The sequence below is a fragment of the Bradyrhizobium sp. WYCCWR15520 genome (assembly GCF_056174665.1).
The window spans coordinates 1-20276 of sequence record NZ_JBWBWM010000057.1 but is presented as its reverse complement, the minus strand read 5'-3'; the positions used below and the strand labels follow the sequence as shown (position 1 = coordinate 20276).

General features: G+C 57.4%; 8 protein-coding genes and 4 pseudogenes. 5 read left to right on the top strand and 7 right to left on the bottom strand.

Going from position 1 to position 20276, the window contains the following annotated elements; all coding sequences use genetic code 11:
- Positions 1-904 precede the first annotated feature (904 nt).
- From AC0QUY_RS38040 to AC0QUY_RS38025, 4 genes and pseudogenes are all read right to left on the bottom strand, one after another.
- Entirely contained in the window at positions 905-2233 is a 1329-nt protein-coding gene (locus AC0QUY_RS38040; protein WP_161855573.1) for an MFS transporter, read from the bottom strand.
- Between the two features lie 616 nt (positions 2234-2849).
- Positions 2850-3293, bottom strand: a pseudogene (locus tag AC0QUY_RS38035) (hypothetical protein); the annotation flags it as partial.
- Positions 3294-4170: 877 nt separating this feature from the next.
- The gene (locus AC0QUY_RS38030) at positions 4171-5592 is read right to left on the bottom strand and encodes an MATE family efflux transporter (RefSeq protein WP_161855572.1); all 1422 of its coding nucleotides are present in this window, start codon (positions 5590-5592) and stop codon (positions 4171-4173) included.
- Positions 5585-12049 (bottom strand): non-ribosomal peptide synthetase, encoded by a 6465-nt coding sequence (locus AC0QUY_RS38025; RefSeq protein WP_161855571.1) that lies wholly within the window; start codon positions 12047-12049, stop codon positions 5585-5587. Before AC0QUY_RS38025 ends, AC0QUY_RS38030 begins: the two co-directional genes overlap by 8 nt.
- A 1869-nt stretch (positions 12050-13918) precedes the next feature.
- On the opposite strand from AC0QUY_RS38025, the pseudogene AC0QUY_RS38020 reads away from it, so the two are divergent.
- Both AC0QUY_RS38020 and speD read left to right on the top strand, forming a co-directional pair.
- Positions 13919-14478: pseudogene (locus AC0QUY_RS38020) on the top strand (transposase); the annotation flags it as partial.
- 36 nt (positions 14479-14514) lie between these two features.
- Positions 14515-14919 (top strand): adenosylmethionine decarboxylase, encoded by a 405-nt coding sequence (gene speD, locus AC0QUY_RS38015; protein WP_475391120.1) that lies wholly within the window; start codon positions 14515-14517, stop codon positions 14917-14919.
- A gap of 554 nt (positions 14920-15473) precedes the next feature.
- On the opposite strand, the pseudogene AC0QUY_RS38010 reads toward speD, so the two are convergent.
- Positions 15474-15775, bottom strand: a pseudogene (locus AC0QUY_RS38010) (type II toxin-antitoxin system RelB/DinJ family antitoxin).
- Between the two features lie 134 nt (positions 15776-15909).
- Positions 15910-16164, bottom strand: a pseudogene (locus AC0QUY_RS38005) (DUF736 family protein); the annotation flags it as partial.
- 364 nt (positions 16165-16528) lie between these two features.
- Between AC0QUY_RS38005 and AC0QUY_RS38000 the strand changes: the two are divergent.
- The 3 genes from AC0QUY_RS38000 to dctA all read left to right on the top strand — a co-directional run bounded on the left by AC0QUY_RS38000 (position 16529) and on the right by dctA (position 18673).
- On the top strand, positions 16529-16654 hold the full coding sequence (locus tag AC0QUY_RS38000; RefSeq protein WP_256380289.1) for a hypothetical protein: 126 nt from the start codon (positions 16529-16531) through the stop codon (positions 16652-16654).
- Positions 16655-16794: 140 nt separating this feature from the next.
- A complete protein-coding gene (locus AC0QUY_RS37995; protein WP_161855569.1) occupies positions 16795-17130 on the top strand; it encodes a beta-ketoacyl synthase N-terminal-like domain-containing protein in 336 nt (111 codons plus the stop codon).
- A 220-nt stretch (positions 17131-17350) separates the two neighbouring features.
- Complete coding sequence (gene dctA, locus AC0QUY_RS37990; protein ID WP_161855568.1) at positions 17351-18673, top strand: C4-dicarboxylate transporter DctA; 1323 nt, start codon at positions 17351-17353, stop codon at positions 18671-18673.
- A 1497-nt stretch (positions 18674-20170) separates the two neighbouring features.
- Here dctA and AC0QUY_RS37985 read toward each other — a convergent pair.
- Positions 20171-20276: transposase domain-containing protein (locus AC0QUY_RS37985; RefSeq protein ID WP_146101462.1), on the bottom strand; the 106-nt coding region annotated here is incomplete at its 5' end.

Genomic DNA, 20276 nt, shown 5'->3' with positions numbered 1-20276 from the left:
CCTTTGGATCTTCGCCCGCGCCGAGCTACTGTGGATCTGCGCATCGATCTGGGCGAGCAGTCGCTCCGAGACGTTCATTGGGACCAATCGTTCCTTGAAAATCCAAAGCGAATTGGAACCTCCTGGTGATAGATCCATTTAACGAGAATGGTCGAAGGACTTAGGTTGTACGTCGCGTTCGCGGTCGATGCCGCAGGAGTCGCGGGGGCCACTTATGAATTCACCAGCCATAGCGACAGAGGGGCCAAGAAGCGGCTGAGGGGTATCAGATGCCCACGATATCATCGAGCTTAGGATCGACCATAGGTTGGTCGCTCGTCTGAAACGTGGCTAGGTGAACCGTCAAGCCCTGCTACTGCGGGGCGTCACCTCATCTGGCCTGGGGAGCCAGCCGCCGTAGGGAATGCTCTCGAGGTCTTTCGTTGAACAGCTGTTGGAACAGCCAGGAAGGTAATCACGAGGTGCGCCCGGAAACGGAGCTTTAGCTAGCTGCCGTGGTCAGCTGCGGGCTGGCATTTCTGATCGCCGCGTTGACGATCGTGTCACTGAACCAGCCACCGACCAGACGTCAAGACGTTTAACCGAAGATCCTTGGTGACGTCGACCTCACGGAGGGATCGTGTTCGGGCATCCTGGGGACGGCGGCTCGGACCCGGTCTTGGCATCTCGGACAAACGGGCCATCCTCGCTTGGTGGGTGCCAGGAGATTGGTCGATCGCGTCCTGCTAGGCGTTGCGGGCGCCCGACAGTCTGACGGCGCCGATAACCTCGACGAGATCCTGGATCCCCTGGGTGCTCTCGACGACCCATGGCGGCCAAAAGGCGGCGATCTACATTCTTCCCGGACGACGTGAGGGGGCGCGCGATATGAGCCGGAAGGGACCCCTGATCACATTCTCCAGCGCTATGATGGGCTTCGCTTGTTCGTGCTCTGAATTTTCGGCGGGGCGGTCTCGGGCATCATGAGCATGGCACAGAGCCCGGCTGCGCTAGCGACAAGCATGTACCAGGCGGGCGCCAGCGCGTTCCCGGTCAGGTGGATGAGCAAGGTGACGAGTGGTTGAGCGGTGCCTCCGAAGATCGCTATTGCAAAAGCGTAGATCATCGCGAAGGCGCCACCACGAATGTTCTTGGGCAAACCTTCTGCCATACTCACATAGAAAGCGCTATACGGAATCGTTCCGATCAGGGTGAGCGCGCCGAGGCCTCCGAGAAGTGCGAGGGCACTGCGGCTCTCGGAGATCCAGAAGAACACCGGATAAGTGATCAGCAAGGCAGTGATCTGCGGCCATATCATGATGTGCCGGCGGCCCGCGCGGTCTGCGAGCCAGCCGCCCAGCAGTGCGGCAGCAATTCCTACCGAATTGCTGATGAGCGTGGCGCCAAAGGCGAGAGGCGCGGAAACTTGCAGGGTGTTCAGCGCATAGGTGGTCATATATCCCGTAACGTAGGTGATGATCGTGCAACTGGCCAAAATGACGAATCCCAAGCTCATGATGCGGCGAGCGGCAAGCGATCTCCTTACAGGCTGAATGCCGGGAACCGGTGCTTCGGGGCGGTGCAACGTTTCGGGCAGGGCGCTCCGCAACCAGAGTCCGAACGGCAGCGTAGCGGCGCCGAGCAAAAGCGCGATCCGCCATCCGTACGCATTGAGTGCCTCGCTTGTCATGGTGAGGGAGAGTATTTCGCCCACCAACGCGCCGGCCGTCGCAGCGATCTGTTGGCTGGCAGGCTGAAACGAGACAGCAAGACCGCGCCGTTCGGCCGGGGCCGCTTCCATCAAATAGGCGGTCGTCGGACCAACCTCACCGCCAAGCGCGAAGCCCTGCACCAAACGTGCAAAAATGACCAGCAACGGAGCGGCAATTCCTATTGTCTCGTACGAGGGCGTAACCGCCAACACAAGGATCGCGGCGCTCATCATTGCAAAGCTGGCGGTCATCGCGGGCCGACGCCCGAGACGATCCGAGTACGAGCCGAGCAGGATAGCCCCGATCGGTCTAGTCACAAAACCCGCGCCGAACGTTGCGAGTGAGAGCATAAGGCTGGCGAACGGGTCACTTGCCGGGAAGAACGCCTGACCGATCGGGATAGCGAAAAAGCTATAGGTCCCGAAGTCGTAGAATTCGAGAATATTTCCGATGGTTGCTCCCCACACGGCGCGGCCGGTCAAGCGTTCGTCTGCCGGAATAGGGACCGGCTCCAGCTTCTTGCGAGTAAATTGCCTGGCCATCCTCGATCCGTCTGAAGCGTGCAATCGCTGGCCTGAACATTTCGACCAGTCAGCCCGCGCGCGTTGCATTCCATTTTCTCTACACGTCGTCTAGCTTGAGGTGGCCGGCCAACGCCCCGGTGCTCCACATCTGCCTGACGCAGGCCAGGACGAGCTCAGGGCGATGAGTGCAACAAAAATGCCTGTCTGCTGCAGCCCCATTCAAACCTTGAACTGATCGCGGCAATCGCCAGCAAAGATGAATAACGGAACGCGCTGCAATTTGTCGGGTGGGTTCCGCCGTTGTGCTCCCGTGCAATGGCGCGTTTGCGACAACATTGGCGAGCGCCGAACAGGTAGTGCCTGTTTTTCATACCGAAGGGCCGCCGCGCGCGTTCTGCTGGTTGCGCCCGGCGGAGCATCAGGCGATTTGGCTGGCTTTTGCTCCGTTGCTTGTTAGTTGCGCGCAGCCGCCGCCTTGTCGGGATTGATCCGCTGCAGAATGCAGGATCTTCGTGCGATCAAAAGACAATAGGAGTTCGCATTGTTGACGGCGCCATGAAATCGATCGACATCGCCGCGGCGCCGTAGGCATCAGGCGGCCAATTCGGTCTGGCGAGCAGCGGCTCGGGACGCTCATCCGAAAGAGGCCGCCGCCGATGCCGATGACGAGCGATACCGTGCCGACTTGCCGGATGAAATCAAGCCTCCCGGCAGCCGGATCGAGCATGCCAAGCAGCGGGAAGACGTACAGTGCGAACGGCGCCAGGCCCCAGATTATCAAGAGCACAAATCTTGCGCGTCTGGTTGTAGCCGACCTTGACCGCCTCCTTGTACTCGTTGCTGACTTTGTTCACGTCATCGTAGCCGTTCGGCTCGAAGAAGAAGTGTCCGGTCTGCCGCGTCAGCATCGCAAACCAGCCGATGAGGCCGGCCATCGCCGGGTCCTTGAACAAGAGCGCATATCAACCGAGGAAGATGAAAGCGCTGATCAAATGCAGCGTCTGGTTAGTTCTGCTCTGGTGATCGTAACCGTAGTCATCCCACCGCAGGCTTGCAGCATGTCTGACAAATGGCTCATGATCAACCTCGGTCACTGACGGCGTTGACGCCATAGGCCGAGTCCGTAACAGATGCGTGAATGAATTTGGTCGATATGACCGGGGAGCCCAGATCGACCACGATCTCCCTTTATCCAAATTAGCTGCTCATGGCCACGGGACATAGCGCTGGGGCATCCTCAACGCTCCCGCCACCGGCAAAGCCTTGATCTAATTGATTACAAACGCCGTTCGCGACGACGCTTGACACTGCCTCCTTCGATCCGAGCCGACTGCGGCCATTGAATCGGCTCGGCCGCGAGGCCCATGCTTATGACAGGTTCACAAAGGGCCGCACGAAGGGCGCAGTTGGAGAAAACAATCAGCAAGACCTCATTGCGGGTACCGACGAAGCCGGCCATGCAGCCGATATGTTAGCAGATTGCAGCTTCTTATGTGGAGCACCTTGCGCTCCGCATGAGCAATAAGCGACTCACTATCTCAAAAGCTGGATCACTACGGCGCACCGTGAGCCTGAACGTCGCCCACTACAACCTTTGCCCCGTCCGTAAAACCCCGCGGACAACGCCATCGATCGCGCTCGGCGTCACGGATCGGGTATCGGCGATCGATGATTTGTTTGGTCGAGCTTGATCCCGCTCGCAGAGCCGGCGGGGCCGATGTGGCAGGCCGGTTGGCCGATGCCTATTCCATAGGATTTTGGTGCTGCAAGCCGTTGTAATCCCCAATTTGCGGCGATACCATCTGATCTGATCAAACAGCCGCGGCTGCTCATCTGGACGCGCCGCCGCCGCTGCAACGGCTTGCAGACGAGCTCTGGGCCTTTCACAGCAATGTCTTCGATTATGCCCGAATGACCTGTCCGCGAGCTCGATAACAAGCATTTTGACGAGGTCTTCACCAGAACCGTCTTCGAGACTGAGCATCCCGGAGCGCTCGTTTGAGCTCGGCGAACTGGTGGACGATGACGAACAGCGCGATCATTCCGGCGCCCAGTTCAGTGATTGCCTGACTGGCCAACAGTCCGTTGAAGCCCCATATGGCCGGGAATAACAGTACGGCCGGGATGAAGAGAATGCCGTGCCTTGCCAAGGACACAAGCGCACTGAGGCGTGCTCTCCCGAACGACTGAAGCATTGTCGTCACGAAACTATGAATACCGAAAAGTCCAAAGAAGAGATGGAAGACGATGCAGGCCGAGACGGCAATTTCGGTGACCTTTTCGCTATCGCTGAACAGGCTGACCAAGGGCCTGGCAAGACTAACAACGGCCGCAGAATACGCAACGGAAAGAGCCACAGTCATGGAGAGTATGAACTTCGCAGCCTTCAGTACACGAGCAAAGTCGCGCGCGCCCCAACCGAAACCCAGGACAGCTTGAGACCCTATACAGAAGCCGGTGATAGGCAGTGCGCCGATCGTCAAGATTCGCACGGCTATTCCCAACGCCGCGATGGAATCGTCGCCGAATGGCGCAGCAGCCCCGTACAAAAGCATAACAGCAATAGCAGATAGAACACTGGTCATGGTCGCCGGCGCCCCTATTAAAGCCAGCTGTCTGATGCGATCTGCTCGCAACGAGATGTGAGATATCCTAATGAGGACTACTCCGCGAAGCTTCATAAAATACGCTATATATAGGCTAATACCAGCGATCTGAGATACCAGCGTTGCGAGGGCTGCGCCTCGCACACCGAGGTCCAGTAAGAATATAAAGACAGGATCAAGCGCAGCATTGAGTATGAAGGCGGTAATCATCGTCCACATGCTGAATCGTGTATTGCCTTCGGCTCTGACGATGAAGCCGTTCACGATGTTTAGAAGCATCAGGGTGTACCCGAACAAAAGCGTCGCCGCGTAGTCGAGCGCAGCGGGCATGATGGTTGGAGTGGCCCCGAGCGTCACGAAGATCCCTCGCAGATTTAGAAGTAGAGCGACGGTAGAGAAGAGGCCAATCGGCACGGCTAGCGCGAGTGCGGTACTTGCGCCTCGACTCGCCTCCAGGTACTCACCGGCGCCAAGATGACGAGATATGAAGGACGCTGCTCCGACACCAATCCCCTGTCCGACTGCCACGAGCAGGACCACGATGGGCAAGGTCATGCTGACAGCTGCGATCGCCTGCGCGCCAAGTGCGCCAACAAAGATTGCGTTGACGACCTCCTGTAAGGCGTTGATCGATAAGCCAACAACAGACGGAATGGCGAGCCGCAGGATAAGGCTCACGAGATTGGAGTCCGAGAGATCGATGTGCTGCCTTTTATTTGGCAAGATATCGCTATCGCTCTCCACGGCGAATTCCGCATCCGGCTCATTCATGGATAATAGTGTGCCGAGCTCTTCGGAATTCGCTGATCGTCTGCAACAGCTCCTGTTGCAACACCGTACAAAGATTGCGGGTCACCTCATAACGGACCTCGGCTGGATTATACCTCGTTTCGATCTGGAGATGCCCGGCTTGATATCCGACATCGAACCAGAAGAGGTGAATCGCGGCCGCTTCATCCATGTCGTTGCCGATCCAGATTGGAGAAGGTTCGTTGGCTAAGAGACGGCGTGGAAAATGGCGCTGCAAACCCGCTCGATAATTCAATCCAATTCTGGGTAGGGGCAGGCGATCGATCCGGCTCCGCACGGCTGGATCTCGGTTTAGGAACTTCATGGCCCGAAAGCCTATTCCCCTGCGCGGCAGGACATTACGCTGTCGGTATATTGAACGAGCACGATCGAGACGGGGCTCCCTTCCGGTGAGACTCAAGGGAAGCGGAACGAGCTCGCTGATAAAGCCGATGATCTGAGATGGATCGAAATCGTTAAAAAGCGGACCTCGGGTTGAGATAAGGCTATCAATCCAGAGCGAATAGTTCCCGAAAACGCGTCCAAAGGCGCCAGATATGGCAGCAAGAAACACATCAACGTCCTGACAATCCGCCGATCCGGCCGTGATGTTGAGGAGATCAGATGTCGCTTTTTTATCAATCTCAAAATGGTACTTTGCCTGATCTTCCCAAGGGGATCGGAACTTGGCGTCCTCGATGCGACCTTCAAGGCGTGCAGAGTGAAGCTCTCTCGCGGTCAGATTCGAAAAGCTCGCGCCGCCCGAGGAAGTGTCGCTGACGTGAAAAATGAACTGATGGTAGTCAATCCTCTCCCAGAATTTGAGTTCGGCTGGCGCTTCGCTGGCTGCGTAGCGTTCAAGGCGCTTCAACCATGGAGAGAGCATTTGTATGTTCTCAGGACCACTCACGGTGTGACCTGAGGCAAGGGCGTTGTACGCCGCATCCAACGCTTCCAGAAACAGTCGATAGCCTATCCCGTCCGCTACAAAATGATGCATCAGGACCAGCAGATAGTAATCGCCACTTTCCGATGTGCGGAACACCGTGACGTTAACAAGAGGCGTATGGCCGTCAAACCGAAACATATGTTGACGTCTTGCTGAGACGCTCTCGATTGCCTTACGCTGCTGTAGGCCGGCCATTCCGACAAGATCGATCTCCTCCACGAGGCGTTCGGCCACGGAAGGTCCGATTGTCAGACGTAAACCATCGTCGGTTCGGGCAACACGGAGTCTGAGGCCTTCGTGCCTATCCATGACACAGGCAAGGGCTCGCTCCAGGATTCGGATATTCAGAATGCCGCTGGGCAAGAAGAACAGATCGCCGATGTTGAAATGCTCATCGAAGCCGACAAGACGGTTCCAAGATGCGATTGCCGGGATAACTGGCAATGAGGCATCCGCGGAAGGGAAGGTATGGAGTGTAACCGCCGCTCCGTCTGCCGCCAATTCCCTGATGGTCGGTGTTCGATAGATTTGGTCGACACTAAGATTCAGTCCGGCTTTGCGCGCCAGCGTGACGCAGCGCACGCTTAGAAGAGAGTCTCCGCCGATATCAAAGAAGCTCTGATCGATTCCGACCCACTTGGCGCGTAATAGATCTTGCCAGATTCCAGCAAGAATGCGCTCCTTCCTCGTGCGTGGCTCAGCAGATGGAACAGGCCCGACCTCGCGGTAAGGAAATGACGACAGGCGAGCACGATCTATCTTTCCGCTCGCCGTAAGGGGGATAGTATCAACCAAACGGAAGGCGGCGGGAATCATGTAGGACGGCAGTATGTGGCGCAGGTGAGTGACAATATCTCCAGAGCTTAGACCATCGCGAGCCGGAACCAAGGTAGCAGCCAAGCGACGATGGTCATCCGCGCCTTCTGCGACGACCGCCGCTTTTGCGATTGCCGGATGAGACTCAAGGGCCGTTTCGATCTCCTCCAGCTCGATGCGAAAGCCCCGTACTTTGACCTGGTTGTCCGATCGGCCGCAAATCTCGAGAAGGCCGCTGGTTGAGATGCGTGCGATATCGCCACTACGATAAAGAACGTTGTATTGTCCGTCATCATACGGATTCGGCACGAAGCAGCGGTTGGTCCGATCTTGATCCCGCCAGTACCCAGCGCTCACGCAGCGTCCCGCGATGCAGAGTTCACCGGTGACACCGACAGGGACTCTCTTCAATTGTGCATCGAGCACGTAGAGTTTGACGTTATCGATTGGGCGCCCAATGGGCACGAGCGGCGAGCCGTCGTAAGCATGCGATGTTTCATAGACCGCTGCATTGGATGCACATTCCGTAGCACCATAGAAGTTCCACAACGGCACGTCCGGGAAATACGCACGCCAGCGAACCGGGAGCGAGGGAGGCATCGGTTCGGCGCTGCTTGTGACCAACCGCAAGGCGGTCGGTCGCGCGTGCCGTTCTTGGGAAGCAATGAGGCCGGATAGGAGTGGCGGCGAGGCAAATAAGTGTGTCACGCGACGTCTCGCCAACGTGCACAACAACAAATCTGGGTCCAGCAACTGCTCTTGGGTCAAGATCAGCGCGGGCACACCTCTCAGAAGCCCCCCAAAGTACTCCCATGCCGACGCAACAAGTGATGCGGACTTCTGGACAACCATCACGTCGGTACGGTCGAAGGGAAAGCGTCGCCACATCCAGTTCAGTCGGTTGAGAATTGCCGATTCCGGTATAAGAACCCCCTTCGCCTTCCCGGTTGAGGACGATGTGTATATAAGGCTCGCAATTCCCCGGTCTGATGATTTGTCGCTGCACTTAAGATCGTACGCGGGCGCGCCGCACCCTTCAAGGGTCAATAGACAAATCGACGGCACGTCAAAACCAAGATCCGAGGTATTTGCGTGAACCAAAAGCTTTGCCTGACTATCTCGCAAGATATGTTCGATCCGATCACGCGGATAATCCGGCGATATAGCGACAACAATGGATTGTAAGGCTCGTGCCGCAAGAATAACAGCGGCCACGTCAGGCGACCGGTCGACCAGCATGGCGACAATATCGCCAGCCCCCACCTCAGAAGCACGCAGTACTGACCTGATAGCTGTTACGCGCTCACGCAGCTGGTCGAATGTGATCTCACCGAAATCACCAAAATATGCCACCTGGCTGGGATTTGAGACGCTGATTTGCTCAAACGCTTCGATAAGCGGACATTCAGTCTCATATGGCTGCGCCGAGCTATTCATCGAATCGAGCATAGTGACGTCTGACGCGCTGAGGCAGTTCAGATCTTTAATGGGCGCAAGCGGCTTCTCAACGCAGGCTGCAATTAGACAGCGCAGATTGTCGGCCATGCGGATAATCAGATCGCTGGAAAATATGTCTTCCGCATATGCGAGCTGGAGGGCAATTTCATCGCCCTGATCTTGTGCATACAAGGTCAGATCGAATTTTACATAGCCGGTCTCATATTCGCGGAATGTGAGATCCAACTCATGTTGGCCAAGTGGCTCCGCGGCCTCGGAGTACATGTTGAACATGACCTGGAAGATCGGTGATTGTCCCGCTTCGCGATATAGCCGGGTATCCCTTACCATCCAGCCGAACGGATAGGCCGAATTTGCGATGGCATCGCTGACGAGGCCCTGGATGCGCAAGGCATGAACCGCAAAGGACTCGCCGACATCGATCGCGGTGCGGATTGGCAGCATATTCAGGAAAAAGCCAACAATTTCGGCGCTGCCAGGTTGATCCCGTACGACGTGCGGTATGCCAACGATAATATCGTCCTGACCGCTATACGTCCGCAGCAGCAGTTTGAAGCAGGCGAGGAGTGTTGTCGACGTGGTGCACTTATGTCGGCGCGCAAACTCACGTACCTGATTGGAGAGCTCGCTGCCAAGCAGAACCGCATGCGAAGCGCCGCGGTAAGAATTTGTTCGCGGCCGCGCTCGTCCCGTTCCAAGCGAAAGCACCGGGGGATCATCGGCAATCTGACGACACCAATAGCTACGTTGGTTAGCCAGCGCCTCTGCAGTAACGTGTTGTGTTTCCCAGACCGCGTAGGTCGAGAGCGAGGTGCGCTTCTCTGGCAAGAACGCGGCGGCATCTACGTACCTTTGTCGAAGGTCCCTGAGTAGAACAGAGATCGACCAGGCATCGATGATAATTTCATGAGCGGTGATCAGTATGAGATGGTTGTCAGGGCCAAAACGGATCATGCGCGCGCGAAACAGATGGCCTTGGCTGAGGTCAAAGCTGCCGTTCAGCTCTGTTCGCCGTAACTCTGCGATCAGCTCCTCAGCTTCCTGCGCCGTGAGATGAGATGCATCAGCCAATTCAAGACTTGCGCATTGCGGAGCATCAAAAAGCTGAACCGGACCGTCCTCGTCCATAAAGCGCGCCGAAAGTGCCTGATGGGAGTGAACGACATCGGTCCAGGCGCGATTGAACGCCGCCAAATCGATGATGCCCTTTATTCGCAGGCCGCCTTGAATGATGTAGTTCCTGGCAGACGGATCGAGCTGCGAGAGAAACCATAGGTGCTCCTGAACTCGCGTCAGAGGCGACCGCATGAGCTTTCCGTGCGTCGGGGCTGTGCACGGTTTGGAGTTGGCTCGGGCCGAGATCGAAGCCGCAAGAGACCGGATCGTTCCATTCAGGACCAGCCTGAAATCCGCTTTCACTCCGAGCTTGGTCTGCAACTGTCCCAGTATGAGCATTGCCCGGAGGGAGTCTCCGCCCAGACTCATGAACTGGTCATTCACGCCAATGTTCTCAATACGCAGAACGCCGCACCAAATTTGACGCAGCTGGGCTTCGAGCTCTGTTTTCGGCTCCTCGAATGGCGTCGCCAATAGAGGGCGAATACTGTTCGGGTCCGGCAATGCTCCAAAATCTACCTTTCCGTTTCTGGTCAGTGGAATACTGGCGAGGTGGATGATCCTTTCTGGGAGCATGTAGGTGGGAAGCGCTTCGGCAAGAAAGTTCTGAAGCTCGCCTTCCGTTGCTTCAGCCGGAGCTGACACATACGCGATGAGTCTTCTTGATCCAGTTTCCCCCTCGGCCCTGGTTATATCTCTCGCCATAAGCTTTACGCCTGCGCAGACGGACGCAACCGCGACAGCGCCACGTACCAAATGATGAGCGGCGAGGCGGGCCTCGATTTCTCCCAGCTCAATTCTGTGCCCGCGGATTTTGACCTGACGGTCCCGTCGACCAAGACATTCCAAAAGACCATCGGAACGAACAAGCCCGAGATCACCTGTCCTGTATAGCCGCTGGAACAATGAGTTGTTTGAGAACGGGTTTGGCCCAAAGGCATCCTTGGTGCGAACATCATCATTGACGTAACCAGCGGCCACACCAACGCCGCTAACACAGATTTCGCCGACCTCTCCCGTGTTGCACAGCCTCGGTCCGTCGGCGACATAAACCATAAGGTTAGAAATCTGTTTGCCGATCGGCACATAGGAGTCAGCCAGTGCAGGCGCTGCGGAAACCAGATGATGCGTAACGCCATCCGCGCACTCGGTCGGCCCGTAGTGGTTGAGAATGGGGACCCGGGGATATAAGGCCAGCCACGCACGCGCCAGTCCGGGTGTTAGATGTTCTCCGACCGTTGAAATAATCCGCAAACTGTCCAGAGCTCGCTCAGCCGCCGCAAGCGACTGCAGATATTCAACAAATATTGCAAGCATCGACGGAACGAATTGAACAACCGTGACGCCGTATCGTTGAATTGCTTTGAGAAGGGATACTGGCGATTTCAGTGTCGCATCATCAATGATCGCGATCGAGGCTCCGACGCAAAGCCCTGCCAGAAGCTGCCACAGCGAGATGTCAAAGCAGTGCGATGCCGTCTGCGCGATGCAATCCGTCCGAGTGAGGGTTAGGGCATCAATCTTTGCCACCAAATGATTGTTTAGGGCTGCGCGTTCGATCATTGCGCCCTTAGGCTGGCCCGTCGAACCCGACGTAAACAGGATGTAGGCGAGACCATCCTCGCACGATGGTGGCCCAACAGGCGAAGTCCGGCCCTCGCGCAGCGCCGCCTCTATCGCTATGAATTGCGTCGTGCCTTTGCTGCTCGCCTGCAATTTGCTGAGCCAATCCAGCTGATCTGGGCCCATAATCAGCGCGCAGCGACTCTGCTCGATCATGAATGATGTTCGCGAAGCCGGTAACGATGGATCGAGCGGCAGGTACGTTGATCCAGCTTTCAATATTGCGACTACCGCCGTCGCCCAGTCGAGGTCCCGCTCACCCCAATAGCCAACGACTAAGCCGTGAGCGCCCCGCTCTCGTAACGTCCTTGCGAGGGCATCCGATCTTAGTCGCAGCGCTTTGTAGGTAAGTTTGTCTGCGCCGTACCTCAGCGCAACCCTTTCCGGATCCGATCTAGCGAGGCGATCGATTGCGGTGATCGCGTCGATCGGCAGTTCCACAAGCTGATTTCTGCTTGATCGATTTTCCGTAGGCATACGCGTCCCGCCATTCGTCGCCTTCAGCGACCCTTAAATCAGAACACCAATCGAGCGTGTGTAATGCGTAGCCACCCTGGTTCTGCCAGTCATAGTGTGCCGGTTTGCCTGCTTCTTAGCTTCGCGTCCTTCGTTCACACTTTTCCTCTATGATCGGGCAGGGGAACACGGCTGGACGCTAGGGTCTCAAGTTGGCGTTGGCATCTACCAGATCTTGTAGTGGGCACGAGATAGTCTGCATGGCATCCTCAACCAAGCGCGCACAGAGACGCGTCGCGCACAGAGACGCGTTCCGGCTTGTGAATTCTTTCATTTGTAGGCGCCTGCACAATCATTTGGTGCGCTCCTCATGAAAGCGGGGACTTGGCGCTCGCCGGGCTACAGGTCGCCCGCGGTGACCAAGCGGTAACATCGATTGTGCAAGAGCCAACACAGGGACGTGTTACCGTTTTCCACGAGGCCGGCGTTGTTCGCATAGACGCTGAAGGGCAGTCGTTGCGCGCTCAAGCGTTTTGGCGCTCTTGGCCATAATCAGATAGCTATGGGCGGCGTGCCGAGGCGCGGGCGTGCAGAACCATCACCGCCAGGTCCTTGGTCTGTTGATGTTCGCAGTCGTTCACCTTGGCGCAAACGAAACGCGCTCAGAAAGGTTTGCTGTGAACGGCAGGCGACGTCCAGTCCACCAGAAAGGGTGTACCGATACGGCTTTGCGAACCGGAATTGTATTGCGGATGGCGCCTTCGCTTAGTCTCCACGAGACGCATGCTCGGCAACTCCTTTTCCTAGCGCAGATGCACCAGAATAGTGTTGCGGCAAAGCCACTCACCAGTACGGCGAAGCCGGAGCCGGACTGTTATTATCACGCGGGTATTCGTGGTAAGCTGGAAGACGCGGATGATGAGCCTTTCCTGCGCGTGGCGTTGCGTGATTGATCGCTCGTGATGAGTCTTCCCAACCAGCCGGACTTCGATAAGGCGCGGCCTAGCCGGTGCGCTCCCTGTGCGGGTAGACGGGTCCCGCGTCCAGGCCGGCTCCGCTTGTCGGTGATATCCATCGGCTTTCACGGTTTCGCGTGAGCCTCGATAGGTGAGATCGAAAGCCTGTCCAGGCGAACAAGAATGTCCTTCTACTCCTGCGGCGAAAAGGGCGGTTTCCTGCTGCGCAGCATAGTGTCGGATGCTACAGCGCGATTGTCCGCTTCAAGACCATTGTCCATAACCTGACGCATGCACCCGGTACGAAGTAACTGGAGCCCCTCGATTTCCAAGCGGCACGGTGCTTGCTTCAGTCGCGGTGCCATCACCGATGACAGCTTGAAGGCGCTCGGTTGTGGATCTCGAAAGCGCCGCGGAGTGTTTGATGCGATCTGGAGTTCGTTTTTGGGGAGCGACAACGATTGCGCTGGTCGCAAGCGGTGCGGCCAATTCGGCGGATCTTGAGCCAGCAGTACAACTGCCAGCGGCCCTATGGAGCTCGTCCGGAGGAGATATTGGCGGGCACGTCGACGTTGGTAACGGCCAAAAATCCTTCAGTAATCCCTACGGTCCGTCAGTCTATGGCGGCTTCCTCGATGCTCCTGAGTTCCTGGAAGGCGGCCAGATCGGCTGCAACTGGCAGAAGAATAGCTGGGCGTTTGGCGTCAAACTCGATCCCAGCGGTGCTGCCTCCAACAGCACAAATACCTGCCTCGTGGTCTCCGGCATTGTGCGGAGCGCAAACTGCAAGGCAAGTCCAAACGTCTTGTCCCCGCGGCCGGTCGCCTCGGTTACGCTTTTGGCGCGCATGGCCACACGCTGGCCTACCTCAAGCAAGGCGTGGCTTGGCAAAACAATCAAGGCGACGTCATCAATAACAATGAGTGTGGCCAATGTCGGCGACGGCGCGCTCGACTTCCACAAGGCGCTCGACGAGGTCTTTCCCGGCACACGCCACCAGCGATGCTGGATGCACAAGACTGTGAACGTCCTGGACAAGGTCCACTCTCTGCGCAGGCCACTATGAAGAAGGATTTGCGCGAGGTCTGTTGGGCGCGAACCGAGCGTCCGCCGAAGCGGCGATCGACGTCTTCCCCGAGAAGTATTGGGCCAAGTACGGCCGGGCGATCGAATGCCTGGTCAAGGATCGCGACGCACTACTGGCCTTCTACGATTTTCTTGCCGAACATTGGGATCACTTGCGCTCCACCACCAATCTCATCGAGAGCTTGTTCGCCACGGGGCGATACAGGATGGTGCGGACGAAGGGCTCCTTCTCGCCAACCACCGCCAGGCCGATGGTGTTCAAGCTGGTGATCGCCGCAGCAAGGACTTGGCGGCGGCTCAACGGCATAAATCAGTCGCCGAAGGTCGTCGCAGTTGTCAGATTCAGCGACGGCATTTGAGGGCATCCAAGCGCCGGCAAACCAAGCGCCTGATTACCTCGTCACCTAAATCCCGAATAGCTCAGCTTACTGGGCCGATAATTCAATGGAGTTCTTAATGACTAATGATAACGAGAAGGAAGCCCCACCGGCTCTGTCCACCGGTGCGACGCATATGCTCATCGAGCTATGGGGAGCGAAGAACCTCGACGATCCGGCCATTGCAGAAGACGCAATCCGAAAAGCCACCCGTGCCGCGAGGGCGACATTACTCCACCTTCACGTTCACAAGTTTTGTCCGGGTCACGGCGTCTCCGCAATCGCCTTGTTGGCTGAATCGCACATTACCTTACATACTTGGCCTGAGAGGTGCTACGCGGCCGCTGATGTCTTCGCATGTGGCAACAGCGATCCTGCGAGCGCCGTGCCAGTTCTAGTTGAGGCGTTTCAGCCCGAACAGTCTGACGTTCGCAGCTTCCGGAGAGGTGTGTCAATCAAGCCGACGCGTTGAAGCAGATGGTCGATCTTCTTGGAATAGCCGGCCTTGTTTCCGACCGCCCGGGTGAGGGTATCGAACTCACTGCCGCAATCGAAAAACATCTTGGGCTAACATCTCGTATCACAGCTTAACCGCGAGGCTCCGAGCACTCACCGCTATGAGACTCCGCTTTCGTTCTAGCTAGTGGGTCCGCATCCGACGGGTCGACAGCGCGGAGTAGAAGATCACGATCCAGGTCAACAATTATCGAAACACGTTCATCAGCCACGACAAATTTCGACGATCCTTCGCCATGGATCGATCGGATTTCTGATCCAAGGCTGATCAGTCGCGTCTCAAACCCTTTGACCGATTTGATCCAGCCGCTCTTCACGCGACCGAATTGATCAAGCACGATCCGGGCTGAACATGCTTCGATCGAATTTCTCTGCAATGAGTGTGTGTCTGAATCAGATATTGTCCGACGCATAGAAGTAGCTCAACAAGGTCTTTCTTCAACAAACGAGTCGAAACCAGGAAATGCTCCTATTAAACGTGCTTCCTCAGTCAGTTGAGCGGGTGTCGCATCATTGCGCGAAATGCGCATCGAACTTGGAATAATCGAGATTGGACCGGGTATCCGCCAGTCCTTCTCACGAACCAGCTATCGTAAGTGATGGTCGTGCCAAGCGCCCGCACCCAGTGACTTTCATCCGAATGCCGGCGCACCCTGTACTGAACGTCGCAACTGCATCCGGTGGCTGTTGCTCACGGGCTTCGGCAGAAGCATCCGTTTGTTAGCCGTGCGTGTTAGCAGAATCCGCACCGCGGTGGCCTTTTCCTTTACGTCCGCATCGAGTCGGGTCTGGACGAGAGCATTCGAAGCCATAGCGAACTCCTCTATGCGCGGCTAGGTAATGCATTTTTAATGACGTGCGCCAGAGACGTCATAGCCTCGTGAGCGGGGTAAGCACGGCGGCCAAACCCGCGCCTTTTCGGCGAAGCCGATGCTGCGGGCCCCCGGTCCAGGCAGCGGCGTGACCAGATGGGGTGGAGGCCTTCCCTGTCCTCCTTGCACCTCGATCAGGGTTGCGTAGATCGAAGCCGGGAGCTCGGATCGTCAGCTTGACCGAGAGATAGTCACGCTCCGTGTCCTTGGCGGTCTTCTGCCTAGGGGGCGCCTAGCTTGACACTAGGCCCGAAGATTCAGAAGTGCGGCCCTTCGGAGGGGGTCTCGACGCGGACCAGCTTGGCCGGCGCTGAGAGCGAGGTGCGAATCGGGCCGGAAAAGCCGTTGCCGTTCGAGGTGAAGGTGCCGACGGTCGCCTTTGTCGTGTCCTTTTTTCAGTTTTCAAGGCTACGCCCATCGCGGCCTCGATGGCTGGCCACAAACCGGGGGCGGTTACCCGCATCCCGAAAGGGGCCGGGACCCAGTAGAGGGACGGCCAGGGTGCGACTTTCTTGTTTTGTCGCGAGGAGTTCATACGCAGCGTGGATGCTTACCATCCAAAAAATCAATTTTACCAATGTTGCGGAATGTTGCATTGGCAGCAGCACCTGACGCGCTCTGATCACGTGACTTCTTTTGTCGCGCGACGCGGCTCGGCTGAGGAACGGCGTCGCGTTGGCGTCGAGGCGCCTGATGGAAGCAACAGAATGGCAGATCGAACTCGCGAAGGAAATCATCGCCAAAACCAAGGAATACGCAGCGGGCGGCGGCGAGATAACGCTCGCCGCGGAACTTACCTTGTGTGGCCTCATTCGCTGAGTTGACGAACCTGACCTACGACCTGAAGCAGTCCAGCTGCATGCAGATCGAGACGAACACGGACGATGCCTGGTCGAAATCTCAACCATATCGGCGCCACGGTTCAAGCTGTCCACGGCCTGTTCGCTAAGAAGGCCTGAATGAACAGGCGCGTCGTCATTACCGGAATGCGCGGGCTGTGCGGCCTAGGCACCTGCGCCGCCGCCAGCTGGAAAGAGATGCGCGAAAGCCGCTCCGCCATCGGCCAGATTGTCAATTCCGAGCTTTACGAGCTGAAGGTCAGGATCGCCGCCGACTTCAAAGCGCGATCGGAGCAGGACATCGACCGCAAGCAGCTCGTCGATCTCGACGCCACGTCCAATGTGCTGCGCCAGCGCAAGCTGCGCCTGGCGCTGAACAACGCCTCTGCCTTCGACGGCACGAACGGTTCTGGCATTCGGCCAAGCCAGTCAGGAGAGTTTCGGTTCACCGTCTAGCGGGTCGAACGGCCGCATGGTTTCGCGCTTGGTGCGCGTCTTGCTTAACGAGAGAAAAGACACGTAACAGCCAGCCTGCCCTTGGAATCACGCTGCAGGCTGTCGGATTTCCGACATCGCCGTCTTCAATCGGACACGGCTGGCATGGAAGGCTCGTCTGATGCCGTCGCCTCTCAACGCGCGAGGGCTCGGTGTTCGAGTTCGTATGGGAAGGAGCGTCATGACCACCATCGCAACTGCGGCGCCCGCGCGGGCGTCGCGAACTTGGTACAAAATCCTCTACGTTCAGGTGCTGATCGCGATTCTGATTGGCGTCCTCGTCGGTTGGCTGTGGCCGTCGCTCGCCACCAACGACTGGGTCAAGGCGCTCGGTGACGGCTTCATTAAGCTAATAAAGATGGTGATCGCGCCGATCATCTTCTGCACCGTAGTCTCGGGCATCGCGCACATCCAGGATGCGAAAAAGGTTGGCCGGGTCGGCCTCAAGGCGCTGGTCTATTTCGAGATCGTCTCCACCTTTGCCTTGGTGCTCGGCCTAGTGATGGGCAATCTTTTTCAGATCGGCCACGGCCTTGCGGCCAAGCCTGATGCCGCAGCCGTCGCCAACTACGTGAAGCAGGCGGAAGCCTCGAAAAGCGTCGATTTCATTCTCAATATCATTCCCGACACCGTGGTCGGCGCGCTCGCGCGCGGCGACATCCTGCAGGTGCTCTTGTTTGCGATCCTGTTCGGCTTCTCGCTGATGGCGCTGGGTGAGCGCGGTGCAAAGTTGCGTGGCATGATCGACGACGCGGCGCACGCGGTGTTCGGCGTCATCGCCATTATCATGAAGGCAGCGCCGATCGGCGCATTCGGCGCCATGGCATTCACGATCGGTAAGTTCGGACCAGCGGCGCTCGGCAATCTGGTCGGTCTCGTCGCGCTGTTCTATGCTACGGCCGCGCTGTTCGTGGTGGTCGTGCTCGGCCTGATCGCGCGCTTCGTTGGCTTTTCGATCTTCAAGTTTATCGCCTATATCAAGGATGAGCTCTTGCTCGTGCTCGGCACCTCGTCCTCGGAAAGTGCGCTGCCGCAGTTGATGACAAAGCTCGAGCGGCTGGGCTGCTCCAAGCCCGTGGTCGGCCTCGTGGTACCTACCGGCTACTCCTTCAACCTCGATGGCACCAACATCTACATGACCTTGGCAACGCTGTTTATCGCTCAGGCGCTCGGGGTGAATCTCAGCTTCGGCCAGCAGCTGACCATTCTCGTCGTGGCGATGCTGACCTCGAAAGGCGCAAGTGGTATCACCGGGGCCGGCTTCATCACACTCGCGGCGACGCTTTCAGTGGTTAATCCGGTGCTGGTGCCGGGTATGGCAATCGTGTTCTCGATCGACAAATTTATGAGCGAGGTACGCGCCCTTACTAATATCATCGGCAACGGTATTGCCGCGGTGTTCGTGGCCTGGTGGGAAGGCGAACTCAACCAAGCCACGCTGCATGCGCGGCTTAACCCGAAAATCGATCCTACCCACGGCGAGACCTCGAGCACGGCGGGGTAGGCGGCCCATTTCTATCCGTCATTCCAGGACAAGTCGAACTCGGGTGTAACCGGATTCGCGGGTCTTAGTGGCGCAAGTCGGCGGCAGCCGATTTCGATTGGGCACCCGGAAATCTCCCGCCGTCTCTGGATTGCCGGTTCGCTCGCTTCATGAGCGCCCCGGAATAGCGTCTAAAAGGTTGTCCGTGAGACGAGGGGAAGAAACCGCCGGCTTGCCGGGCGGCTTCTCATCAGTGCCGAGTATGAACGACTGCTTGAAAGTGGAAGTCCTCTATCCAACCGCATGAGGGTGAAGTGTTCTCGAAGTGCAACGACGCCATCGCGAAGGGGGTCTGAAGAAGCCGTGGAGCAAAGCCGCGGACGGACTAATCTAACGCGTGATGAGGTTAGCTCAAATCGATCCGGACCTCGCCAGACGGCGAGCTCAGCGGATCAAATATCAAGATCGCCTCGCACCTGAAGTTCATCAGGTCGCCCCAATTCTTGCGCGCAGATGCTACAGGCATAAGGGCCGGAGCGGTCGTTTCGTACATTCCCACGCAGAAGCCACGACCGCTGCACATTAGCCACACGCGTTTTTCGGTCACCCGCGCTACGCCTATCATGTCGGTTTTGAACAGAACAGCTGGGTCTTGCAACATCTATCTTTGGTCGTTCCACATGTTGCCAGCTAGCCGGTGTGGCTTAGACTCATCAGTTGGCTGCGATCCCACTTCGTGCTCAGGAATTAATTTGACGTGTAAGCGGTCGCGCAGTTCAAAGGAAGTGAGCGATGGAGATGGCATATGTATTCGGCTCTTGTCGGGATTCTTGTTCTTTTGAGTATCGGCATACTATTGGCCCACGCGATGGATGCTTTTCGCTCGCGTTCGTGACAGCAATTTCCGATATCCTCTGATGCAAACAGTGGTGCGCCTGCCTCAGTTCTGACGACAGATCGCGCCCGGTGAAGCGTCGAGCCCTCAGAGCGCCGTCATGAGTGCAGAGGCCTCGTAAGCCTAGCGATGTCAGCGGCGTCGCCCTTGGCCGCTCCGGAGAGCCGGCGGCGACTTCGGCGATCCAAGGGGGTCCGGAATTTCGGCGAACTGACCAAGGATGGATCGTATCCTTCTCGCAAGCGCGCGCGAGGCTCAGATCAGACCCGATCAGGAAGTCGCCGATATAGGTGCCGTCTAGCTTCTAGTTGAACCGTCTCAGCCAATCCTTTCAAGGTCGACTAAGCACCTCTTAGATTGTCATTCGCTTAGGCTGAGAACCTTCTCGTCTCATCCTGCCGCGCTTGAAATGCGGCTCGACTGGTCCTGCACTTACCGCGCCCAAGTGCCTGCGGACCCTCGTGAGATCGCTCAACACATCCTCCAGGATAAAGTTAGTTTTCGAGCGGCATCATTTCGGAAAAGAACGCTGTTGACGCTGCCTGCTCGGAGCCGGAAGCCCCTCGAACTTGAGCTCCACGAGTGGGACCAGGCCTTCGCTTGTAAGCGGCAAGCTGAGGCCGTCAGGCGGCGTGGTTCCATGGCATAAGCGCGTCGATTTCGCTGCTCGGCCAGCCGTTGGCGATACGCTGAAGCGTGAGGGTGAGCCAGGCGAACGGATCGACGTTG